This is a genomic window from Paenirhodobacter huangdaonensis (assembly GCF_004022465.1).
Classification (GTDB): Bacteria; Pseudomonadota; Alphaproteobacteria; order Rhodobacterales; family Rhodobacteraceae; genus Rhodobacter; species Rhodobacter huangdaonensis.
In genome coordinates this window covers 259,034-278,612 of sequence record NZ_SAVA01000005.1, presented here as the reverse complement: position 1 = coordinate 278,612, position 19,579 = coordinate 259,034, and the positions used below count along the sequence as shown (strand labels likewise).

16 protein-coding genes, 1 tRNA gene and 1 riboswitch are annotated in these 19,579 nt (G+C 67.5%); of the genes, 10 read left to right on the top strand and 7 right to left on the bottom strand.

Translation table 11 applies throughout. From position 1 onward, the window contains the following. Nucleotides 1-158: 158 nt before the first annotated feature. The gene (locus EOW66_RS10800) at nucleotides 159-1,718 is read right to left on the bottom strand and encodes a 2-isopropylmalate synthase (protein WP_128156367.1); all 1,560 of its coding nucleotides are present in this window, start codon (nucleotides 1,716-1,718) and stop codon (nucleotides 159-161) included. A 382-nt stretch (nucleotides 1,719-2,100) separates the two neighbouring features. On the opposite strand from EOW66_RS10800, the gene EOW66_RS10795 reads away from it, so the two are divergent. Continuing rightward, nucleotides 2,101-2,496 carry an acyl-CoA thioesterase gene (locus EOW66_RS10795; protein WP_206363688.1) on the top strand — a complete coding sequence of 132 codons (396 nt, stop codon included), beginning with the start codon at nucleotides 2,101-2,103 and terminating at the stop codon, nucleotides 2,494-2,496. A 34-nt stretch (nucleotides 2,497-2,530) separates the two neighbouring features. Here the strand turns inward: EOW66_RS10795 and EOW66_RS10790 are convergent, their stop codons facing one another. Continuing rightward, the gene (locus tag EOW66_RS10790) at nucleotides 2,531-4,024 is read right to left on the bottom strand and encodes an MORN repeat-containing protein (protein WP_128156366.1); all 1,494 of its coding nucleotides are present in this window, start codon (nucleotides 4,022-4,024) and stop codon (nucleotides 2,531-2,533) included. Nucleotides 4,025-4,207: 183 nt separating this feature from the next. Between EOW66_RS10790 and EOW66_RS10780 the strand changes: the two genes are divergently transcribed. Continuing rightward, nucleotides 4,208-5,866, top strand: a complete 1,659-nt coding sequence (locus EOW66_RS10780; RefSeq protein ID WP_128156365.1) for an NAD+ synthase — start codon at nucleotides 4,208-4,210, stop codon at nucleotides 5,864-5,866. Nucleotides 5,867-5,936: 70 nt separating this feature from the next. On the opposite strand, the gene EOW66_RS10775 is transcribed toward EOW66_RS10780, so the two are convergent. Further along, nucleotides 5,937-7,307: an aminotransferase family protein gene (locus EOW66_RS10775; RefSeq protein WP_128156364.1), complete on the bottom strand. Its 1,371-nt coding sequence runs from the start codon at nucleotides 7,305-7,307 to the stop codon at nucleotides 5,937-5,939. Between the two features lie 160 nt (nucleotides 7,308-7,467). Between EOW66_RS10775 and EOW66_RS10770 the strand changes: the two genes are divergently transcribed. Continuing rightward, on the top strand, nucleotides 7,468-8,016 hold the full coding sequence (locus tag EOW66_RS10770; protein ID WP_128156363.1) for a cupin domain-containing protein: 549 nt from the start codon (nucleotides 7,468-7,470) through the stop codon (nucleotides 8,014-8,016). Between the two features lie 114 nt (nucleotides 8,017-8,130). On the opposite strand, the gene EOW66_RS10765 is transcribed toward EOW66_RS10770, so the two are convergent. The 3 genes from EOW66_RS10765 to EOW66_RS10755 form a co-directional block, all read right to left on the bottom strand. Further along, nucleotides 8,131-9,078, bottom strand: coding sequence for a 1-phosphofructokinase family hexose kinase (locus EOW66_RS10765; protein ID WP_128156362.1), 948 nt, complete (start codon nucleotides 9,076-9,078; stop codon nucleotides 8,131-8,133). Nucleotides 9,079-9,172: 94 nt separating this feature from the next. Next, nucleotides 9,173-10,087, bottom strand: coding sequence for an MBL fold metallo-hydrolase (locus EOW66_RS10760; protein WP_128156361.1), 915 nt, complete (start codon nucleotides 10,085-10,087; stop codon nucleotides 9,173-9,175). 63 nt (nucleotides 10,088-10,150) lie between these two features. Continuing rightward, entirely contained in the window at nucleotides 10,151-10,558 is a 408-nt protein-coding gene (locus EOW66_RS10755; protein WP_128156360.1) for a metallopeptidase family protein, read from the bottom strand. A gap of 86 nt (nucleotides 10,559-10,644) precedes the next feature. On the opposite strand from EOW66_RS10755, the gene gltX reads away from it, so the two are divergent. From gltX to EOW66_RS10720, 7 genes are all read left to right on the top strand, one after another. Next, a complete protein-coding gene (gene gltX, locus EOW66_RS10750) occupies nucleotides 10,645-11,973 on the top strand; it encodes a glutamate--tRNA ligase (protein ID WP_128156359.1) in 1,329 nt (442 codons plus the stop codon). A 210-nt stretch (nucleotides 11,974-12,183) separates the two neighbouring features. Beyond that, nucleotides 12,184-12,273: riboswitch (glycine riboswitch) on the top strand. 153 nt (nucleotides 12,274-12,426) lie between these two features. Next, nucleotides 12,427-13,536: a glycine cleavage system aminomethyltransferase GcvT gene (gene gcvT, locus EOW66_RS10745; protein WP_128156358.1), complete on the top strand. Its 1,110-nt coding sequence runs from the start codon at nucleotides 12,427-12,429 to the stop codon at nucleotides 13,534-13,536. Between the two features lie 18 nt (nucleotides 13,537-13,554). After that, entirely contained in the window at nucleotides 13,555-13,911 is a 357-nt protein-coding gene (gene gcvH / locus EOW66_RS10740) for a glycine cleavage system protein GcvH (protein WP_128156408.1), read from the top strand. Nucleotides 13,912-13,915: 4 nt separating this feature from the next. Next, nucleotides 13,916-16,741, top strand: coding sequence for an aminomethyl-transferring glycine dehydrogenase (gene gcvP, locus EOW66_RS10735; RefSeq protein WP_128156357.1), 2,826 nt, complete (start codon nucleotides 13,916-13,918; stop codon nucleotides 16,739-16,741). A gap of 316 nt (nucleotides 16,742-17,057) precedes the next feature. Further along, complete coding sequence (gene trxC / locus EOW66_RS10730) at nucleotides 17,058-17,501, top strand: thioredoxin TrxC (RefSeq protein ID WP_128156356.1); 444 nt, start codon at nucleotides 17,058-17,060, stop codon at nucleotides 17,499-17,501. Between the two features lie 119 nt (nucleotides 17,502-17,620). Then, a tRNA-Ala gene (locus EOW66_RS10725) sits at nucleotides 17,621-17,696 on the top strand. A gap of 241 nt (nucleotides 17,697-17,937) precedes the next feature. Beyond that, nucleotides 17,938-18,495: a metallophosphoesterase gene (locus tag EOW66_RS10720; protein ID WP_128156355.1), complete on the top strand. Its 558-nt coding sequence runs from the start codon at nucleotides 17,938-17,940 to the stop codon at nucleotides 18,493-18,495. A gap of 658 nt (nucleotides 18,496-19,153) precedes the next feature. On the opposite strand, the gene EOW66_RS10715 is transcribed toward EOW66_RS10720, so the two are convergent. Then, nucleotides 19,154-19,501 (bottom strand): hypothetical protein, encoded by a 348-nt coding sequence (locus EOW66_RS10715; protein WP_128156354.1) that lies wholly within the window; start codon nucleotides 19,499-19,501, stop codon nucleotides 19,154-19,156. Nucleotides 19,502-19,579: the final 78 nt, after the last annotated feature.

The window sequence follows — 19,579 nt, the reverse complement described above, 5'->3', positions numbered from 1 at the left end:
GGTCCGTCCGTGAGGCCGTGTCCCGGTTCGAAATGTTCATTTCGCAATTTCTCACGAAATCGTGTGATTTTGCGGCCAAAAACGGGTTGGCTGGGCTTGCGCGGGACGGGAAGGGGCGCCGGCGGATGCCGGCGCCCCCGGTCCCTGTCGCGGCCCGCTCAGAGCTTGTAGCTGACCGTCTTCATGTCGGCGTCGGGTGCGGTCTTCTGGCTGCGCACGCGCAGCCGGTTCAGCGCCCCGACATAGGCCTTGACCGAGGCGAGGATGGTGTCGGTGTCGGCGGCCGAGCCGGTGACAATGCGGCCATCCTCCTCCATCCGGACGCTCACCGTCGCCTGCGCGTCGGTGCCCTGGGTCACCGCCTGCACCTGATAGACCTTCAGCTTCGCCTTGGTCGGGTAGATCGCCTTCACCGCCTTGAAGCAGGCATCGACCGGGCCGTCGCCGGCGCAGGTCGCGCTTTTCTCGACGCCGTCGACCAGCATTTTCAGCTCGGCCTCCTGCCCGTCCGAGCCGCAGATCACGCGCAGCCATTTTACCTGCAGATAGTCGCTGCCGGTGTTGGCGGCGCTGTCCGACATCAGCGCGATCAGATCCTCGTCATAGATTTCCTTCTTGCGGTCGGCGAGCGCCTTGAACCGCACGAAGACGTCGTTGAGCTGGTTCTCGGCCATGTCGAAGCCCAGATCCTTCAGCTTGGTGCGCAGCGCGGCGCGGCCCGAATGCTTGCCCATCGCGATGTTGGTCTCGGTGATGCCGATGTCGGCGGGCTTCATGATCTCGAAGGTCTCGACGTTCTTCAGCACGCCGTCCTGATGGATGCCCGACTCGTGCAGGAAGGCGTTCTTGCCGACGATCGCCTTGTTGAACTGCACCGGGAAGCCCGAGACCTGGCTGACGCGGCGGCTCAGGTTCATGATCTTCGTGGTGTCGATGCCGGTGGTGTAGGGCATCAGATCCCGGCGCACCTTCATCGCCATCACCACCTCTTCGAGCGCGGTGTTGCCGGCGCGCTCGCCGAGCCCGTTGATCGTGCATTCGATCTGCCGTGCGCCCGCGGCAACGGCGGCGAGCGCGTTCGCCGTCGCCATGCCGAGGTCGTTGTGGCAATGGGTGGCGAAGACGATCTCGTCGGCGCCCGGCACCTTTTCGAGCAGCATCGCGATGATCTCGGCCGATTCCTGCGGCAGGGTGTAGCCGACGGTATCGGGGATGTTGATCGTCGTGGCGCCGGCCTTGATCGCGGTCTCGACGACGCGGCACAGATAGTCGCGTTCGGTGCGGATCGCGTCCATCGCCGACCATTGCACGTCCTCGCACAGGTTGCGGGCGTGGTTCACGGTGTCGGCGATGCGCTCGATCATCTGCTCCTGATCGAGATTGGTGATGCCGCGGTGGCTCGGCGAGGTGCCGATGAAGGTGTGGATACGGGCGCGCCTGGCGTGCTTCACCGCCTCCCAGCAGCGGTCGATGTCCTTGTAATTCGCGCGGGCGAGGCCGCAGATCACCGAGTTCTTGGCGTTCTTCGCGATGTCCGACACCGCCTCGAAATCGCCTTCCGAGGCGATCGGGAAGCCGGCCTCGATGATGTCGACGCCCATCTCGTCGAGAGCCTGGGCAATCTCCAGCTTCTCGTCATGGGTCATCGTCGCGCCGGGCGACTGCTCGCCGTCACGCAGGGTGGTGTCGAAAATCAGGACACGGGATTTGTCGGTCATGTTCGCAGCCATGGAAATGTCTCCTCGGGGTCTTCCTTAGCGTCAGGGAAACCCGAAGGCCAGCGTTCGCGTGGGCTTCGGGAAGGTCGGGCGCTGGATACCCCTGAGCGGTCGCGCCCGAAGGCACGCTCAGAGGCTGCTAAGAAGAAGGAGGCCACGGACGGACAGGCCGGAGGCAAAGGCCCCGGGACGGTTCGTCGAAATGTTCAGCATCCGTGTCATGGGAGGGGACTATAACGGCGCGGTCGCGTTTGAAAAGCGGAATCTGCATCCGGTGCGGGGCTGCACCGGGCGCAGGGCTCCCTTGCACGCACGCCCGGGTTGAGAACCGCGCCCGCACATGCCACATCGCGGAGCAGGGGAGAGACCGAAAGGACGAGAGATGAGCGAGATGAATACCCCCGAGGGGATGGAGCTGACGCTGCGGACCCTGGCGATGCCGGCCGACACCAACGCGGCGGGCGACATCTTCGGTGGCTGGGTGATGTCGCAGATGGACCTTGCCGCCGCGATCCGCGCGAACGAGCGCTGCAATGGCCGCACGGTGACGATCGCGGCGAACGAGATCGTGTTCAAGCAGCCGGTGAAGGTGGGCGACACGCTGTGCGTCTATACCGCGGTCGATCAGGTCGGCCGCACCTCGATGGTGATCCGGATCGAGGTCTGGGCCCGGCGCGCCTATACCGCGCTGCGCGAGAAGGTGACCGAGGCACGCTTCACCATGGTCGCGGTCGATGCCGAGGGCAAGCCGCGCGCGGTGGACACGCCCGCAGTCTGATCCCGGTCCCTGTCCGCCGCGGGGCGGGCAGGGATCAGTTCGCGGCGGGAGCTTGCGCGGCAGGGGGCTGCGCGGCGGGGGAAACCCCGGCCGGAGCCTCCGTCGCCGGCGCAGCGCTGGCCGGCGGCTCGGTCACGGGCGCTTCCTCGGTCAGCACGTTCTCGTTCCAGGTGCCCGAGGCCACTTCGCCCGACTTGTAGCGCATCACCCCCTTGCCCTGACGCTTGCCCATCACGAAGGTGCCTTCATAGCTGTCGCCGTTCGCATAGGTCGCCTTGCCCTGGCCGTCGATCTCGCCATTGTGCCAGCCGCCCTCGTAGACGAAGCCGTCGGGCATGGTGATCCGGCCCTGGCCCGAACGCTGCCCGGCCTCGAAGCCGCCCTCGTAGACGGTGCCGTCGGCATAGGTGGCCTTGCCCTGGCCCTGGCGCTGGCCATCGGCCCAGTCGCCGTCGTAGACATAGCCGTCGGGGTAGGTCATCTTGCCCTTGCCGTGGTTGCGTGCGGCCAGGAACTGGCCCTCGTAGACGAGCCCGTTCGCATAGCGCGCGATGCCGCTGCCCTCGATCACGCCGGCCGACCAGTCGCCCTCATAGCTCGAGCCGTCGGGATAGGTGATCTTGCCCTTGCCCTCGGGCAGGTCGTTCCTGAACGCGCCCTCATAGACCGAGCCGTCGGGGTAGGTGACCTTGCCCTGGCCTTCGATCCGGCCCTCGGTCCAGTCGCCCTCGTAGACATAACCGTCGGTGCCGCGGAACACGCCATGGCCCGAGCGCGCGTCGCCTGCGAAGCTGCCCTCGTAGGTGTCGCCGTTCGCGTAGGTCACCTTGCCCTGGCCCTGGCGTTTGCCGTCGACCATCTCGCCCTCGTAGGCGTCGCCGTTCGGCTGCACCAGCCGGCCGGTGCCGTTCATCTGGCCGCCGGCCCAGAGCCCCTCGTAGACGAGCCCGTTCGCCATCGTGAGCCGTCCGTGGCCTGCGCGCGCGCCCGCCAGCATGTCGCCCTCATAGACCGAGCGGTCGGGATAGGTGATCTTGCCCTGTCCCTGCTTCACCCCCCGCACCCAGTCCCCCTCGTAGCGATAGCCGTCGGGGCCGGTCAGCACGCCGTGGCCCTCGTGCAGGGCGTTGACGAACTTGCCCTCGTAGGTGGTGCCGTTCGCATAATGGGCGATGCCGTTGCCGGTGATCTCGCCCATCACCCAGTCGCCCTCGTAGGTGCCGCCGTCGGCGAAGGTGATCTTGCCCTTGCCGTCGGGCTTGCCGTGCGAGAAATGGCCGACATAGACCGAGCCGTTCGGAAATTTCGCCGTGCCCTCGCCGACGATCTCGCCCATCACCCAATCGCCCTCGTATTCGTATCCCGAGGGCAGGCGGTAGATGCCGTGGCCGTGCTGCTTGCCGTCCTTGAACGTGCCTTCGTAGATGCCGCCATCCTCGTATTGCTTGGTGGCGACCTCCTGGGCCGCAGCAGCGCCTGCCGCCAGCGAAACCGCCAGTCCGATTGCGAGAATCCGTGTGCGCGCCATGTTTCCCCCTGACTCGGCTGCCCGAAGGCCGGGCAAATCTAGAGCGCGGGGGCAGATCGCACAAGCATCGCCGCCCCCCGCCGCCGCATTGCGGCACAGAACGGCGCCGGTTTTCGTCCCGTGCGGCTTTCCACCGCAGCGCCAAGAGGCTACATCGGGGGGCAGACGAACGAGGAGCCCCGCATGGCCGACAAATTCCGCCTCACGCTCGCCCAGCTTAACGCCACCGTCGGCGATTTCGCCGGCAATGCGGCGAAGGCGCTTGCCGCCTGGGAGGCGGGCCGCGCCGCGGGCGCCGACATGGTGGCGCTGCCCGAGATGTTCCTGACCGGCTATCAGACCCAGGACCTGGTGCTGAAGCCCGCCTTCGTCACTGACGCGATGGCGGCGATGGAGGAACTCGCCACCAAGATCATCGACGGCCCGGCGCTGGGCATCGGCGGTCCCTGGTGGGACGAGAGCGGCCATTACAACGCCTGGTGGGTGCTGGAAAACGGCCGCGTCGCCGCGCGCATCCTCAAGCACCATCTGCCGCATGTGGACCTGTTCGACGAGCTGCGCGTCTTCGACAGCGGCCCGATCTCCGGCCCCTACCGGGTCGGCCCGCTGGTCATCGGCTCGCCGGTGTGCGAGGATTCCTGGCATGCGGACGTCGCCGAGACGCTGGCCGAGACCGGGGCCGAGATCCTGCTGGTGCCGAACGGCTCACCTTACTATCGCAACAAGCTCGATCTGCGGATGAACCTGATGGTTTCGCGCGTGGTCGAGACCGGGCTGCCGCTCGTTTACCTGAACATGGTGGGCGGGCAGGACGACCAGCTCTTCGACGGGGCCAGTTTCGTGCTGAACCCGCACGGGGCGCTGGCCGCCCAGCTGCCGGCCTTCGAGGAGGCCGTGGCGCATATCGACTTCGAGCGCGGCGCCGACGGCTGGCGGGCGCTTGCCGGCCCGGTGACCGAGGCGCCCACCGACTGGGAGCAGGATTACGCCGCGATGGTCACCGGCCTGCGCGACTACCTCGGCAAGTCGGGCTTCTCGAAGGTGGTGCTGGGGCTCTCGGGCGGCATCGACTCGGCTCTGGTCGCGACGATCGCGGCCGATGCGATCGGCGCGGCGAACGTGCATTGCGTCATGCTGCCCTCGCGCTTCACCTCGCAGGGCTCGCTCGAGGACGCGGCGGACCTTGCCCGTCGCCTCGGCGCCCGGCTCGATACCGTCGAGATCGAGGGGCCGCGCGACGCGGTTGCCGGCGCGCTTTCCCATCTGATGGCGGGCACGAAACCCGACATCACCGAGGAGAACATCCAGTCGCGCCTGCGCGGCGTGATGCTGATGGCGCTCTCGAACAAGTTCGGGGGAATGCTGCTGACCACCGGCAACAAGTCCGAGGTCGCGGTCGGCTATTGCACGATCTATGGCGACATGGCGGGGGGCTACAACCCGATCAAGGACCTCTACAAGACCCGCGTCTTCGAGACCTGCCGCTGGCGCAATGCGAACCACCGGCCGTGGATGCAGGGCCCGGCGGGCGAGGTGATCCCGCCCGCGATCATCGACAAGCCGCCAAGCGCCGAGCTGCGCGACAACCAGAAGGACGAGGACAGCCTGCCGCCCTATGAGGTGCTCGACGCGATCCTTGAACGGCTGGTCGAGCGTGATCAGTCGGTGGCCGAGATCGTCGCCGCGGGCTTCGACCGCGCCACGGTGAAGCGGGTCGAGCACCTGCTCTACATCTCGGAATGGAAGCGGTTCCAGTCGGCGCCCGGGCCGCGGCTGACGACCCGCGCCTTCTGGCTTGATCGCCGCTACCCGATGGTGAACCGCTGGCGCGACACCCGCTGAGGCGGGCGAACCGACAAGCAAAAGCCCCGGCGTCTCCGCCGGGGCTTTTTTGTCTCAGCGGGGGTCGGGATCAGCCGAAGACGGCGGTCAGCGCGCCGTCGACGGCATCGGTGATCGCGTCGATGTCATCGGGCGTCGCGATCAGCGCCGGGCTGAAGCACAGCGTGTTGTTGAAGCCGGTGAGCGAGCGGTTCGTCATGCCGAACATCACGCCGCGCTTCGCCCCCTCGGCCACCACGCGGGAAACCTCGGCCTCGGCCATCGGCTCCTTGGTGGCGCGGTCGGCGACCAGCTCGGCGCCGGCGAACAGGCCCGCGCCGCGGACGTCGCCGATCACCTTGTGCTTTTCCATCAGTGCGTTCAGGTTCGCCATGATCCGCTCGCCCATCGCGACGGTGTTCTCGAGCAGCCCCTCGTCCTCGATGATGCGCATGTTCTCGATCGCCGCCGCCGGGCCCGCGGTGCAGCCGCCGAAGGTCGAGATGTCGCGGAAATAGCTCAGCTTGTCCGAGGCGTCCTTGAACTGCTCGAACACCGCCTCGGTGGTCACGCAGCACGAGATCGCCGCATAGCCCGAGGCCACGCCCTTCGCCATCGTCACGAAATCGGGCTGGATGCCGTAGTTCTGATAGCCGAACCAGGTGCCGGTGCGGCCCATGCCGCAGACGACCTCGTCGATATGCAGCAAGATGTCGTATTTCTTGCAGATCTCCTGCACCCGCTGCCAATAGCCCTTCGGCGGCACGATCACGCCACCGCCGGCGGTGACGGGCTCGAGGCACAGAAGGCCCACGGTATCCGGGCCCTCGCGCAGGATCACTTCCTCGATCGCGTCGGCGGCGCGTTCGCCGTAGCTCTCAACCTCCCACTGCGCGCGGTATTCAAGGCAATGCGGCACCGAGACGAAGCCCTCGGGATAGGGGCCGTATTGCAGCGCGCGCTCCTCCTGGCCGCAGGCCGCAAGCGTGCCGATCGAGGCGCCGTGATAGTCGCGCTCGCGGTAGAGGATCTTCGACTTCTTGCCGCCATGCAGCCGCGCCGAGATCTGGCGCACCATCTTGAAGACCTTCTCGTTCGCTTCCGAGCCCGAGTTCGCGTAATAGACCCGGCTCAGCCCCGGCATCTTGGCGAGCAGCTTTTCCGAGAACAGCGCGCCCGGGATGGTGCCGCCGCTGCCCGCCCAATAGGGCAGCTCGATCAGCTGGTCGCGGATCGCGTTGGCGATGCTCTCGCGGCCATAGCCGACGTTCACCGTCCAGACCCCGCCCGAGACCGCGTCGATGAATTCGGCGCCGTGCTGGTCCCAGATCCGCAGGCCCTGGCCCTTGACGATGATGCGCGGGTCGGTGGTCTCAAGCGACTTGTGCTGCAGCAGGTGGTGCCAGACGTTGGCGCGGTCGGCCTCGGTGACGTGGGAAAGATCGTTGGTGAGCTTGTTCATGGGACTCGGTCCGTGCGTTCGGGGGAAAGGTGTCTACCTGCAAGGAAGCCACTTTCCGGTGCCTGCAACAATCCTTTTTCCGCTCTAGCCAAGTCCTTGATTTCGCGTGCGCGATCAGGGATGTTTTGCGAATGTCGAACAAGCGGAACGGGGCGGGGCGATGGATGTGGACGTCGGCGGCAGGTTGCGGGCGCTGCGCGCCGCGCGCGGGCTCTCGCAACGCGAGCTGGCGCGCCGGGTCGGCGTGCCGAATTCGACGATCTCGCTGATCGAATCGGGGCGCGCGAACCCCTCGGTCGGGGCGCTCAAGCGCATCCTCGACGGGTTGCCGATCGGGCTGGCGGAATTCTTCGCCTTCACCCCGGAAACCGAGCGGCGCTTCTTCTTCGCGGCCGAGGACCTGGTCGAGATCGGCAAGGGCAAGATCTCCTATCGCCAGATCGGTGAGGCGGGGGCGGGGCGGCTGTTGCAGATGCTGCATGAAACCTACCAGCCCGGCGCCGACACCGGCAAGGTGGCGCTCAGCCATCAGGGCGAGGAGATCGGCATCATCCTGACCGGCCGGCTCGAGGTGACGGTCGACGGCGAACGCAAGATCCTCGGCCCGGGCGATGCCTATGCTTTTGCCAGCCCGCTGCCGCACCGCTTCCGCAACCCGGGGCGCGAGCCCTGCACCGTGGTCAGCGCCTGCACCCCGCCGAGCTTCTGAGCGCCGGAAATCCGGCCGGACCCCGGCCCTTGGCTTCCAATTGCTCCAAATATCCCGGGGGTGAGGCCCGAAGGGCCGAGGGGGCAGCGCCCCCTTCTCCTGCCCCGCGCGCGCTCAGATCTCGGTGAGCGTGGTCGAGCGCAGCAGCCGTTTCACCGTGTGCAGCTCGCACAGGTCGGTGGCCTCGGTCATCACCGCCGCCGCCGCCGCCGCCGCGCCCCAGCGCAGCGCCTCGGGCTGCGGCAGGCCGCGGGTGCGGGCGAGCGAGAAGGCCGCGACGAAGCTGTCCCCCGCGCCGACCTTCGAGATCACCTCGTCCGGAAAGGCCTGCGCCACCCAGCGGCCCGCGGCGGTGGCAAGCACATTGCCATCCGCGCCGCGCGCCACGATCACCGCATGGGCGATGCCGCGGTTCACCAGGCTCTCGGCGAAATCGGCGCTGTCAGTGCGGCTGGGCAGCGGATGGCCGGCCAGCTCCTCGGCCTCGAGATCGTCCATCCGCAGCACGTCGGCCGGCTTCGCCCCCGAGCTCAGCAGCGCATGCAGTGCCTTGCCCGAGGTGTCGAGGAAGAAGCGCGCCTGGGTGCGGGCGATCCGGGTGGCGAGCCGTGCCGGGAAATCCGCGGGCACGCCCGGCGGCTGGCTGCCCGAGAGCACCACGATCCCCCCCTCGGGCGCGGCCCGGCCGATCCGGTCGAGCACCTTGGTCACGTCGCGCTTCGACCATTCCGGCCCGGGCATGACGAAACGGTACTGCTCGCCCGTCGAGGCGTCGGTGACAGTCAGGCTTTGCCGCGTCTCGCCGGGTGCGGGGAAGGGCGACAGCCCGATCCCCTGCTCGGCCAGCAGGTGCATCACCTTGTCCCCGGTCGGCCCGCCAAGCGCGACGAAGGCGGTCGAATGGCCGCCAAGCGCCGAGATCGCGCGGCTGACGTTGATGCCGCCGCCGCCCGGGTCGGTATCGGGGCGCGAACAGCGCAGCTTGCGCTCGGGCGCCACGTGATCGGCGGTGATCGCAATGTCGACCGTCGGGTTGAGCGTGATGGTCAGGATCGCGGGCATGCAATCTCCCCGGGTGTTTCGCGCGCGGCAAGTGCCGCGATCATGGCAGGTCCGCTGCCCTGTTCCAAGCGCTATCGCCGCAGTGCGGCACCTGTCAGAGGTCGAGCTGATAGCTCACCGGGACGAACCGAAAACCGTCCGCCGTCGGCTCGAGAAACCCGGCCCCGGGGAACGGCATGTGATAGCCGATGAACGGGATCCGTTCGGCCGCGATCGCGCCCAGCACGCGCTTGCGGGTGGCAATCGCCTGGGCGCGGTCGCTGTCGAAGCGCACCTCCCAGTCGGGGTGGCCGACCGACCAGACGTAATGGTTCGCGGTGTCGGCGGTCAGCATCAGCGCGCGCCCGGCGCTGTCGAGGCGGAACACCATGTGCCCCGGCGTGTGGCCCGGGGCGAGCGTCGCGGTGATGCCGGGCACCACCGTGTCGCCGTCCTCGAGAAAGCTGAAGCGGCGGGCGAGCGGGCGCACCCGGGTCTCGACGGTCTCGTTGCCGGCGGCGGACCAGTGTTCCCACTCGATCCGGCCGGTGACGCAGCGCGCCTTCGGGAAGGTGGGCACGCCGCCGTCACTGAGCCCGCCGATGTGATCGGCGTGCAGATGGGTGAGCACGACGAGGGTGACGTCCTCGGGCGCGTGGCCGGCGGCGACAAGTGCCGCCAGCACCCCCTCGGGGGCGAGCCCGGTGTCGAAGAGCACGGTCTCGCTGCCGGTCTCGACCAGCACCGGGGTGAAGGAATTGAGCGCGCGGTCGGCGGGCAGGAAGGCCGCGGCGCTGGCGGCGGCGAAGGTCTCGTCCGAGACGTTCAGGCCGAAGGTGCCATGCGGCGCCTCGATCGGTCGCTGGCCCGCCAGCAGCATGGTCACGGTGAAATCGCCAAGCCGCATCCGCCGCCAGGGCGCGATCGCCGGCGGAGGCGTTTCGGTCGCCGCGGCCGGCTGCGGCAGGGCCGAGGCGAGGGGCAGGGCGGCAACGCCGGCAAGGGCAGCGCGGCGGGTCGGGGGCGTCATCGTCGGTCCTCCGGGCGGGTTTCGGCTCAAGCTAGGGCCATGGCCCGCCCCGGCAAGCCGCGCTCACTCCCACCAGCGGTCGATCGCGGCGATATCGCCATCCGACCAGCCGAAGTGATGGGCGAGCTCGTGCACGAAGACATGGGCCACCAGCGCATCGAGCGCGACGTCGCCGCGCGCCGCCCATTCGTCGAGGATCGCGCGGCGAAACAGCCAGATCACGTCGGGCCCGCCCGGGTCCATCACCGATTTCTGCGTCATCGGGATGCCGTCATAAAGCCCGGTCAGCTCGAAGGCGTCCTCGATCTCGAGCTCGTCGAGCAACTTGTCCGCGGCGAAATCCTCGATCCGCAGCACCACCGCCGCGGCCGGGCCGCGGAATGCCTCGGGCAGGGCGGCGCGCGCGGCCTCGGCCATCGCCGCGATGTCGTCGAGCGAGGGCGCCTCGCAATCCTTCCAGCGTGCCGTCATCCTGTCCTCCGCCGTGCCGGTCCTGCCCCCGATATGGACAAGAACGGCCGGTTGTGAAAGAGCAGGGGCCCACAGGAGGCCCCCCGATGACCATCGTGACCCGTTTCGCCCCGTCGCCGACCGGCTACATCCATGTCGGCAACCTGCGCACCGCGCTGATGAACTATCTGCTTGCCCGCAAGGCCGGCGGCACCTTCATCCTGCGCATCGACGACACCGACCGGGAACGCTCGAAACAGGAATACATCGACGCGCTGAAGGCGGATCTCGAGTGGCTCGGCATCGAGTGGGACCGCGAGGAGGCGCAGTCGCGCCGGCTCGACCGCTATGCCGAGGTGGCCGATCAGCTGCGCGCCGCGGGCCGGCTTTATGAGTGTTTCGAGACCCCGACCGAGCTTGACCTCAAGCGCAAGAAGCAGCTCAACATGGGACGCCCGCCGGTCTATGACCGCGCCGCGCTGACGCTGGGCGAGGCCGAGAAGGCCGCGCTGCGCGCCGAGGGCCGCGAGGGCTATTGGCGCTTCGCCCTCGATCAGGAGCGGATCGAGTGGGCGGACGGCATCCTCGGCCCGATCTCGATCGACGCAGCCTCGGTCTCGGACCCGGTGCTGGTGAAGACCTCGGGGCAGGTGCTTTATACCTTCGCCTCGCCGGTCGACGATGCCGACATGGGGGTGACCCATATCGTGCGCGGCGCCGACCATGTGACGAATACCGCGACGCAGATCCAGATCATCCGCGCGCTCGGTGCCGAGCCGCCGGCCTTCGCGCATCATTCGCTGCTGACCGGGCCGCAGGGCGAGGAGCTGTCGAAGCGGCTTGGCGCGCTGTCGATCCGCGATCTGCGCGCACAGGGGATCGCGCCCGAGGCGCTGCTGTCGATGATGGCGCGGCTCGGCTCGAGCCAGCCGGTCGAGCTGAAGATGTCGCTCGAGGAGCTGGCCGAAGGGTTCGAGCTGAGCCAGTTCGGCGCGGCGCCGACGAAGTTCGACGCGGCCGAGCTCATCCCGCTGACCCGCGCGCGCAACCAGCATCTGCCCTTCGCCGCGGTGGCCGAGCGGATCGCGGCGCTCGGCATTCCCGCCGCGCAGGCCGAGGCGTTCTGGCGCGTCGCCTCGCACAACATCGACCGGCTCGACGATCTCGGCCATTGGGCGGATCTGTGCCTGAACGGCGCCGAGCCGGTGATCGAGCCCGAGGATGCCGAGTTCGTCGCGACGGCGCTGGCGCTTCTGCCCGAGCCGCCCTTCGGCCCCGGGACCTGGGGCGAGTGGACGGCGCAGGTGAAGGCCGCGACCGGGCGCAAGGGGCGGGGCCTCTTCATGCCGCTGCGCAAGGCGCTGACCGGGCAGTCGCACGGGCCCGAGATGGCCGATCTGCTGCCGCTGCTGCACCGGGTGCGGGCGAAGGGCTGAGGCCGCGCCGGGCCCCCGGCCGGGGCAGGGGGCGCTGCCCCCTCGGCCCGTCGGGCCTCACCCCCGAGGTATTTTTGCCAAGATGAAAGGGGCGCGCTCGGCGCCCTTTTTTCATGGCTTTTTTCCTGACAGGAATGTCGCTTTTTTCTGTAAAGCGTCGCATCCGTTTTCTTGCTTGCCAGATACGGGGGGCTTCGGCTATCGGAAGAGACGTCAGGAACGGGAGAAGCCGGCCACGCGCCGGTGCCGAAGGAGCAACCGCCCCGGTAAACTCTCAGGCAAAAGGACCGACCTGATCAACGACTCTGGAGAGAGGCACCCGGACACGGGGGCCCGCCGAAGGGATAACGATCTCAGGCGCCCGGCAACGGGTTGGGACAGAGGGGGCATCGAGCGGGCCGAAAGGCCATGGGATTCGGTGCCGGGGCTTTTCCGGCTGAAAGAGAGTGTGACATGGCCCGTGAAACCGGCCTGAAGCGGACGCCGCTTTTCGATCTGCATCTCGAGCTTGGGGCGAAGATGGTGCCCTTCGCCGGCTGGGAGATGCCGGTGCAATATCCGATGGGGGTGCTGAAGGAGCATCTGCACACCCGCGCCGCGGCGGGGCTGTTCGATGTCAGCCACATGGGGCAGGTGATCCTGCCCGCGGGCGCGGTCGCCGCGCTCGAGGCGCTGGTGCCGGTCGATATCGCGGGGCTCGGCCTGAACCGGCAGCGCTATGCGATGTTCACCGATGCCGCGGGCGGCATTCTCGATGACCTGATGGTGGCGAACCGCGGCGATCATCTGTTTCTCGTGGTGAACGCCGCCTGTGCCGAGGCCGATATCGCGCATCTGCGCGCCCATGTGCCGGGCGTCGAGGTGATCGCCGACCGCGCGCTGCTGGCGCTGCAGGGGCCGGCGGCCGAGACGGCGCTGGCGCGGCTGGTGCCGGGTGTGGCCGCGATGCGCTTCATGGAGGTCGCGACGCTTTCCTGGGAGGGCGCGGAGCTCTGGATCTCGCGTTCGGGTTATACCGGCGAGGACGGGTTCGAGATCTCGCTGCCCGAAGCGCGCGCCGAGGGGTTCGCCCGTGCGCTTCTCGCGATGGCCGAGGTCGCGCCGATCGGTCTTGGCGCGCGCGACAGCCTGCGGCTCGAGGCCGGGCTGTGCCTTTATGGCCATGACATCGACACCACCACCTCGCCCGTCGAGGCGGGGCTTGCCTGGGCGATCCAGAAGGCGCGCCGCACGGGCGGCGCGCGCGCCGGCGGCTTCCCGGGCGCCGAGCGGATCCTTGCCGAGCTGGCGCAGGGCCCCGAACGCCGCCGCGTCGGCCTGCGCCCCGAGGGCCGCGCGCCGATGCGCGAGGGCACCGAGATCTTCGCCGCAGAGAGCGGCGGCGCGGCGCTTGGCCGCGTCACCTCGGGCGGTTTCGGCCCCTCGATCAACGCGCCGATGGCGATGGCCTATCTGCCGGCCACGCTGGCCGAGGGCACGCTCGTCTATGGCGAGGTGCGCGGCAAGCGTCACCCCGCCCGCATCGCCCCGATGCCCTTCCATCCCCATTCCTACAAACGCTGAGGAGCCCCCGAGATGACGATCAAATTCACCGAAGAGCACGAATGGCTGCGCGTCGAGGGCGACCTCGTGGTTGTCGGCATCACTGAGCATGCCTCGGAACAGCTGGGCGACGTGGTTTTCGTCGAGCTGCCCGAGCCCGAGACCAAGGTCGCCAGGGGCGACGAGATCTGTGTGATCGAATCGGTCAAGGCGGCCTCCGACATCCTCGCCCCGGTCGATGGCGAGATCGTCGCGGTGAACGAGGCACTTTCCGACAACCCCGGCCTCGTCAACGAGGACCCGCTCGGCGCGTGGTTCTTCAAGATGAAGGTCGAGGACATGGAGCAGCTCGACGGCTTCATGTCGGAAGAGGATTACAAGGATTTCATCGGTTAATCCCATGTTCACGCCCACCTCCTACGATACCTACGATTTCGCCAACCGCCGCCATATCGGGCCGAGCCCGGCCGAGATGGCCGAGATGCTGAAGGCGGTGGGCGTGCCCTCGCTCGAGGCGCTGATCGACGAGACGGTGCCCGCCGCGATCCGGCAGACGCGTCCGCTGAGCTGGGGGCCGATGACCGAACACGCGCTGCTTGCAAAGCTGCGCGGGGTCGCCGCGAAGAACCGGGTGATGACCTCGCTGATCGGGCAGGGCTATTACGGCACGGTCACGCCGCCGGCGATCCAGCGCAACATCCTGGAAAACCCGGCCTGGTACACCGCCTATACGCCCTATCAGCCGGAGATCGCGCAGGGCCGGCTCGAGGCGCTGCTGAACTACCAGACGATGGTGGCGGACCTCACCGGCCTGCCGGTGGCGAACGCCTCGCTTCTTGACGAGGCGACCGCGGCGGCCGAGGCGATGACCATGGCCGAGCGCGCGGCGAAATCGAAGGCGCGCGCCTTCTTCGTCGACGTGAACCTGCATCCGCAGACGATCGGCGTGATCGAGACCCGGGCGTTGCCGCTCGGCATCGAGATCATCAAGGGCGAGCCCGAGGCGCTGGTTCCCGAGCAGGTCTTCGGCGCGATCTTCCAGTATCCGGGCTCCCATGGCCATGTCCGCGACTTCACGGGGCTGATCGAGAAACTCCACGCGGCGAAGGCCCTGGCGGTGGTCGCCACCGACCTGCTGGCGCTGTGCCTGCTGAAGGAGCCGGGCGCGATGGGGGCCGATATCGCGGTGGGCTCGGCGCAGCGCTTCGGCGTGCCGATGGGCTATGGCGGCCCGCACGCGGCCTTCATGGCAACGCGCGACGAGCTCAAGCGCGCGATGCCTGGCCGCATCGTCGGCGTCTCGATCGACAGCCGCGGCAACAAGGCCTATCGGCTCAGCCTGCAGACCCGCGAACAGCACATCCGCCGCGAGAAGGCGACCTCGAACGTCTGCACGGCGCAGGCGCTGCTGGCCGTCATGGCGAGCTTCTATGCCGTCTTCCACGGCCCGGTCGGGTTGCGGAGCATCGCGGAAATGGTGCATTTCAACGCGGTGCGGCTGCGCGATGCGCTGCTTGCCGCCGGCGCCGAGGTCGCGCCCGAGGCCTTCTTCGACACGATCACGGTGAAGGTCGGCGTCGGTCAGCAGGGGATCATGGCGGCGGCGCGCCATCGCGGCATCAACCTGCGCAAGGTCGGACGCGACCGCGTCGGCATCTCGGTCGACGAGCTCACCGACGGCGATGTGATCGCCCGCGTGCTCGACGCCTTCGGCATCGCCGAACCCGCGCCGGAAACGGTTGCGCTCGGCTTCCCCGAGACGATGCTGCGGCAAAGCGCCTATCTCACCCACCCGGTCTTCCACATGAACCGGGCGGAAAGCGAGATGATGCGCTACATGCGCCGGCTCTCGGACCGCGACCTCGCGCTTGACCGCGCGATGATCCCGCTTGGCTCGTGCACGATGAAGCTCAACGCCGCGGCCGAGATGATGCCGATCTTCTGGCCCGAGTTCTCCTCGCTCCATCCCTTCGCACCGTCGAACCAGGCCGAGGGCTATGCCGAGGTGATCGCCGATCTCGAGCAGAAACTGTGCGAGATCACCGGCTATGACGCCTTCTCGATGCAGCCGAACTCGGGGGCGCAGGGCGAATATGCCGGGCTGATGACGATCGCCGCCTGGCACCGCGCGCGCGGCGAGGGGCACCGTCGCGTCTGCCTGATCCCGGTCTCGGCGCATGGCACCAACCCGGCCTCGGCGCATATGGCGGGGATGCAGGTTGTCGTGGTGAAGGCCGCGCCGAACGGTGACATCGACCTCGAGGATTTCGCCGCGAAGGCGACCGAGGCGGGGGACACTCTGGCCGCCTGCATGATCACCTATCCCTCGACCCATGGCGTCTTCGAGGAGACGGTGAAGCGGGTGTGCGAGATCACCCATGAGCACGGCGGGCAGGTCTATATCGACGGCGCGAACATGAACGCGCTGGTGGGTCTGGTGAAGCCCGGAGAGATCGGCGGCGACGTCAGCCACCTCAACCTGCACAAGACCTTCGCCATTCCGCATGGCGGCGGCGGCCCGGGCATGGGGCCGATCGGGGTGAAGGCGCATCTCGCGCCACATCTGCCGGGCCACCCGGAGGTCGGCGGCGTCGAGGGGCCGGTGAGTGCCGCGCCCTATGGTTCGGCCTCGATCCTGCTGATCTCCTGGGCCTATTGCCTGATGATGGGCGGTGCGGGGCTCACCCAGGCGACGCGGGTCGCGATCCTGAACGCGAATTACATCGCGGCGCGGCTGAAGCCTGCCTATCCGATCCTCTTCATGGGCAACCGCGGCCGGGTGGCGCATGAGTGCATCCTCGACACCCGCGCCTTCGCCGAGGTGGGGGTGACGGTCGACGATATCGCGAAGCGGCTCGTCGACAACGGCTTCCACGCGCCGACGATGAGCTGGCCGGTGGCCGGCACGCTGATGGTCGAACCGACGGAATCGGAAACCAAGGCCGAGCTTGACCGCTTCATCACCGCGATGGAGGCGATCCGGGCCGAGATCGACGACGTCGCCGCGGGCCGGATCGGCGCCGAGGACAGCCCGCTGCGCCGTGCGCCGCACACGGTCGAGGATCTGGTGGCCGACTGGGACCGGCCCTACAGCCGCGAACAGGGCTGCTTCCCGCCCGGCGCCTTCCGCGAGGACAAGTACTGGCCGCCCGTCGGCCGGGTCGACAACGTCTATGGCGACCGGCATCTGGTGTGCACCTGCCCGCCGGTCGAGGACTGGATGTAGGACAGGCCGGGGGCGCTGCCCCCGGACCCCCGGAGTATTTGCGCCAAGAAAAAGACCGGATGGAAGGGGAGGGGAAACCTTCCCCTTTCCGCTTCCAATTGCCGCAAATATCCCGGGGGTGAGGCCCGCAGGGCCGAGGGGGCAGCGCCCCCTGGCGCCGTCACCGCCGGCGCTGTTGCCGAACCTCGCTCCCGCGCGGGGGCCGCCGGGCGGCGCGCCCGGTGATCTTCGCGGCCATCTCGCCGGTGCGCCTCTCCTTGCATTGCCGCCCGCCGCTTCCAATATATTCGGCAAGTCGAATGCAACGGAGGCAAACATGGCCGAATCGATGCGCGTGACCTGTCTCGAATGCGGACAGGCAAACCGGGTTCCCGCCGACCGGCTGGTCGCGGGGCCGAAATGCGGCGTCTGCGGCGCGCCGCTGATCTCGGGCAAGGTGACCGAGATCGAGACCGAGACCCTGATGAAGGCGGAAAAGGACGACCTGCCGCTGCTCGTCGACTTCTGGGCGCCCTGGTGCGGGCCCTGCCGGCAGATGGCGCCGCAGTTCCAGGCGGCGGCGGGGATGCTGGCGCCGCAGGTGCGGCTGGCGAAGATCAACACCGAGTCTCACCCGACGGTGGCGCAGCGCTACCGGATCCAGGGGATTCCGGCCTTCGTGCTGTTGCGCGGCGGGCGTGAGGTGGCGCGTGCGGCAGGCGCCCGGCCGGCCGCCGATCTCGTGGCCTTCGTGCGCGGCAAGCTTGGCGCCACGGCCTGAAACGGGGGCGCGGCGGGGGCGGAAAGTCTTCGACACCGGAAAATGAAAAATCTTTCATTCCCGTGTTTTGGGGCGCTTGACATTCCCCCGCCAAAGCGCGAAAAGCCCCCCCACGGCGAGGGGCTGTAGCTCAGTTGGGAGAGCGCATCGTTCGCAATGATGAGGTCAGGGGTTCGATCCCCCTCAGCTCCACCAAGCCGTTCCTTGTAATTTACAGATAACAGTGCCGATCTGGAGCGAAAGCGACCCGATCGGCTGTCAACATGTTTGTTGACGCGCAGAAGCCGTCCTCTCCACGACGTTTTCCGCCTTTCGGTGAATTTCCTCCTGTCCTTCGGCGATACGCTCTGCGTTGAACATGACGGCATCCGGATCGTGTTTGCGCGCACTCGATGTGCGGCCAGACGGGGTCGGCTTCCCTCTGAGACCAATCCCCATGACCTTCTGGACCACCGCCGACCTCCATTTCGGGCATGAGAGCATCATCGCCAATGCCCGGCGCCCGTTCCGCGACACCGCACATATGGACGTCACGCTGATCGAGGCGCTCCGGCAGAAGGTCGGGCCGGAGGGCGACCTCTGGATCATCGGCGATTTCGCCTTCGGCCCGAAGGCGAAGGATCCCGACTGGCTGCTCGCGCTCTTCGGTCAGCTTCCGGGCGCGCGGCGGCACCTGATCGTCGGCAATCACGACGGCCCGCTGACGCAGGCGCTGCCGTGGGGCAGCGTGTCCCTGCTTGCCGAGGTCGAAGGTCTCGCAGCGGATCTGCCGGTCACGCTGTGCCACTACCCGATGATGACGTGGAACGGCGCAAGGAAAGGCGCGCTGCACCTGTTAGGGCACGTTCATGGGAACTGGCAAGGCAGCGCCAAAAGTCTCAATGTCGGCGTCGATGTCTGGAATTATGCGCCTGTCACGATTGCTGAGGCCGCCCGGCGCGCAAAGGCATTGCCGAAGCACAAGCACTGGAAGGACGTGGAGCCGAGGGCGTGAGAGATAGTGGCGCTTTCTCGAATGGACGTCGGTGACGTATTCGGCAATAACCGCCGTTCGCTGCCCACGTGAGGAGCAACGCGACGCGCAGGTCACGGCCGTCGCAGATGGGGAGGCGCGCCTTGCGCGATCGACGTACCCGGCCCTGAGCCGACGGTCGAGCATGCGTCGCCGCCGCGGTGCAGCTTCCCCGAAGCGGTCGGTCGTGGCATTGTGCAGCAAAATCCGGGGCGAATGTCGCTGATGCGGGACGAAGCGGACAGTTGTACCTCGTCACCCTTGAAATGATGGGATGTGCGCAAAGGGGATACACATGGAAATTATACTGGGTGCATTCGAGGATTATATCCTCAAAAATATGAGGAAACGTAGCGTCATTAAGTACGTGCTTCTAGCCCTCATCGCCACGCTAGGTTGTGGCTTGGCTTACATGGAGTGGGCTGTCCTCTTCGGCGGCTAAAGGCTTCGAAGCGGCCATGCGGCGTCGCGGCATGACTGTCTTGAGGCCCGCGCCGCCGAATCGACGCCCCCGGCCCTGAGCTGCCTTTCAGTCCCTTGCCGATCTCCGCGGTGCAGCTTCACCGAACCAGCCATTCGTGCATCGCGCAGCATTTTTCGTGGGTGAAGGTCGGCGGTGCGGGACCTTGCAGACGATCAGTCAGTGCTTTCGAGATCCAAGTAGCCGATGAAAGACCAACTCAACGTCACTGCGAAGCTCGTAGAGCTGGTCGTTCCCTACGTTGCTAATTCTAAAGCAGTCGTTAGGGTCGGTATGTCCCAGCAAGCTTGTGCCCACAACATACGAGTAAATGTCAAAGGCCATTTCTCTTATTTCTTGGCCTACCTCCTTGCCTGCATGGATATTGATAGCCTCGGAAAGTTGGCGAAAAAGAGAATGATCCCAAATTTTCTCTTCGTGCAGCCGTCCGACGAACGACTGGTCTGAGTAATAGGGGCTGACAACGGCATTTTGGCCGATGATGAGTGATGCTTCGTGCTTATCCATTCTCCGAGGATAGAACCTTGATACGTTCGCAGCAACGTCCGCAATGGGCTCGAAGCGGCCATGCGGCGGCGCGGCGAG

Bases quoted from the DNA above. Each gene is read 5' to 3' on its own strand.
- EOW66_RS10800 (WP_128156367.1), bottom strand. From the start codon at position 1,718: ATGACCGACAAATCCCGTGTCCTGATTTTCGACACCACCCTGCGTGAC.
- EOW66_RS10795 (WP_206363688.1), top strand. From the start codon at position 2,101: ATGAGCGAGATGAATACCCCCGAGGGGATGGAGCTGACGCTGCGGACC.
- EOW66_RS10790 (WP_128156366.1), bottom strand. From the start codon at position 4,024: ATGGCGCGCACACGGATTCTCGCAATCGGACTGGCGGTTTCGCTGGCG.
- EOW66_RS10780 (WP_128156365.1), top strand. From the start codon at position 4,208: ATGGCCGACAAATTCCGCCTCACGCTCGCCCAGCTTAACGCCACCGTC.
- EOW66_RS10775 (WP_128156364.1), bottom strand. From the start codon at position 7,307: ATGAACAAGCTCACCAACGATCTTTCCCACGTCACCGAGGCCGACCGC.
- EOW66_RS10770 (WP_128156363.1), top strand. From the start codon at position 7,468: ATGGATGTGGACGTCGGCGGCAGGTTGCGGGCGCTGCGCGCCGCGCGC.
- EOW66_RS10765 (WP_128156362.1), bottom strand. From the start codon at position 9,078: ATGCCCGCGATCCTGACCATCACGCTCAACCCGACGGTCGACATTGCG.
- EOW66_RS10760 (WP_128156361.1), bottom strand. From the start codon at position 10,087: ATGACGCCCCCGACCCGCCGCGCTGCCCTTGCCGGCGTTGCCGCCCTG.
- EOW66_RS10755 (WP_128156360.1), bottom strand. From the start codon at position 10,558: ATGACGGCACGCTGGAAGGATTGCGAGGCGCCCTCGCTCGACGACATC.
- gltX (WP_128156359.1), top strand. From the start codon at position 10,645: ATGACCATCGTGACCCGTTTCGCCCCGTCGCCGACCGGCTACATCCAT.
- gcvT (WP_128156358.1), top strand. From the start codon at position 12,427: ATGGCCCGTGAAACCGGCCTGAAGCGGACGCCGCTTTTCGATCTGCAT.
- gcvP (WP_128156357.1), top strand. From the start codon at position 13,916: ATGTTCACGCCCACCTCCTACGATACCTACGATTTCGCCAACCGCCGC.
- trxC (WP_128156356.1), top strand. From the start codon at position 17,058: ATGGCCGAATCGATGCGCGTGACCTGTCTCGAATGCGGACAGGCAAAC.
- EOW66_RS10720 (WP_128156355.1), top strand. From the start codon at position 17,938: ATGACCTTCTGGACCACCGCCGACCTCCATTTCGGGCATGAGAGCATC.
- EOW66_RS10715 (WP_128156354.1), bottom strand. From the start codon at position 19,501: ATGGATAAGCACGAAGCATCACTCATCATCGGCCAAAATGCCGTTGTC.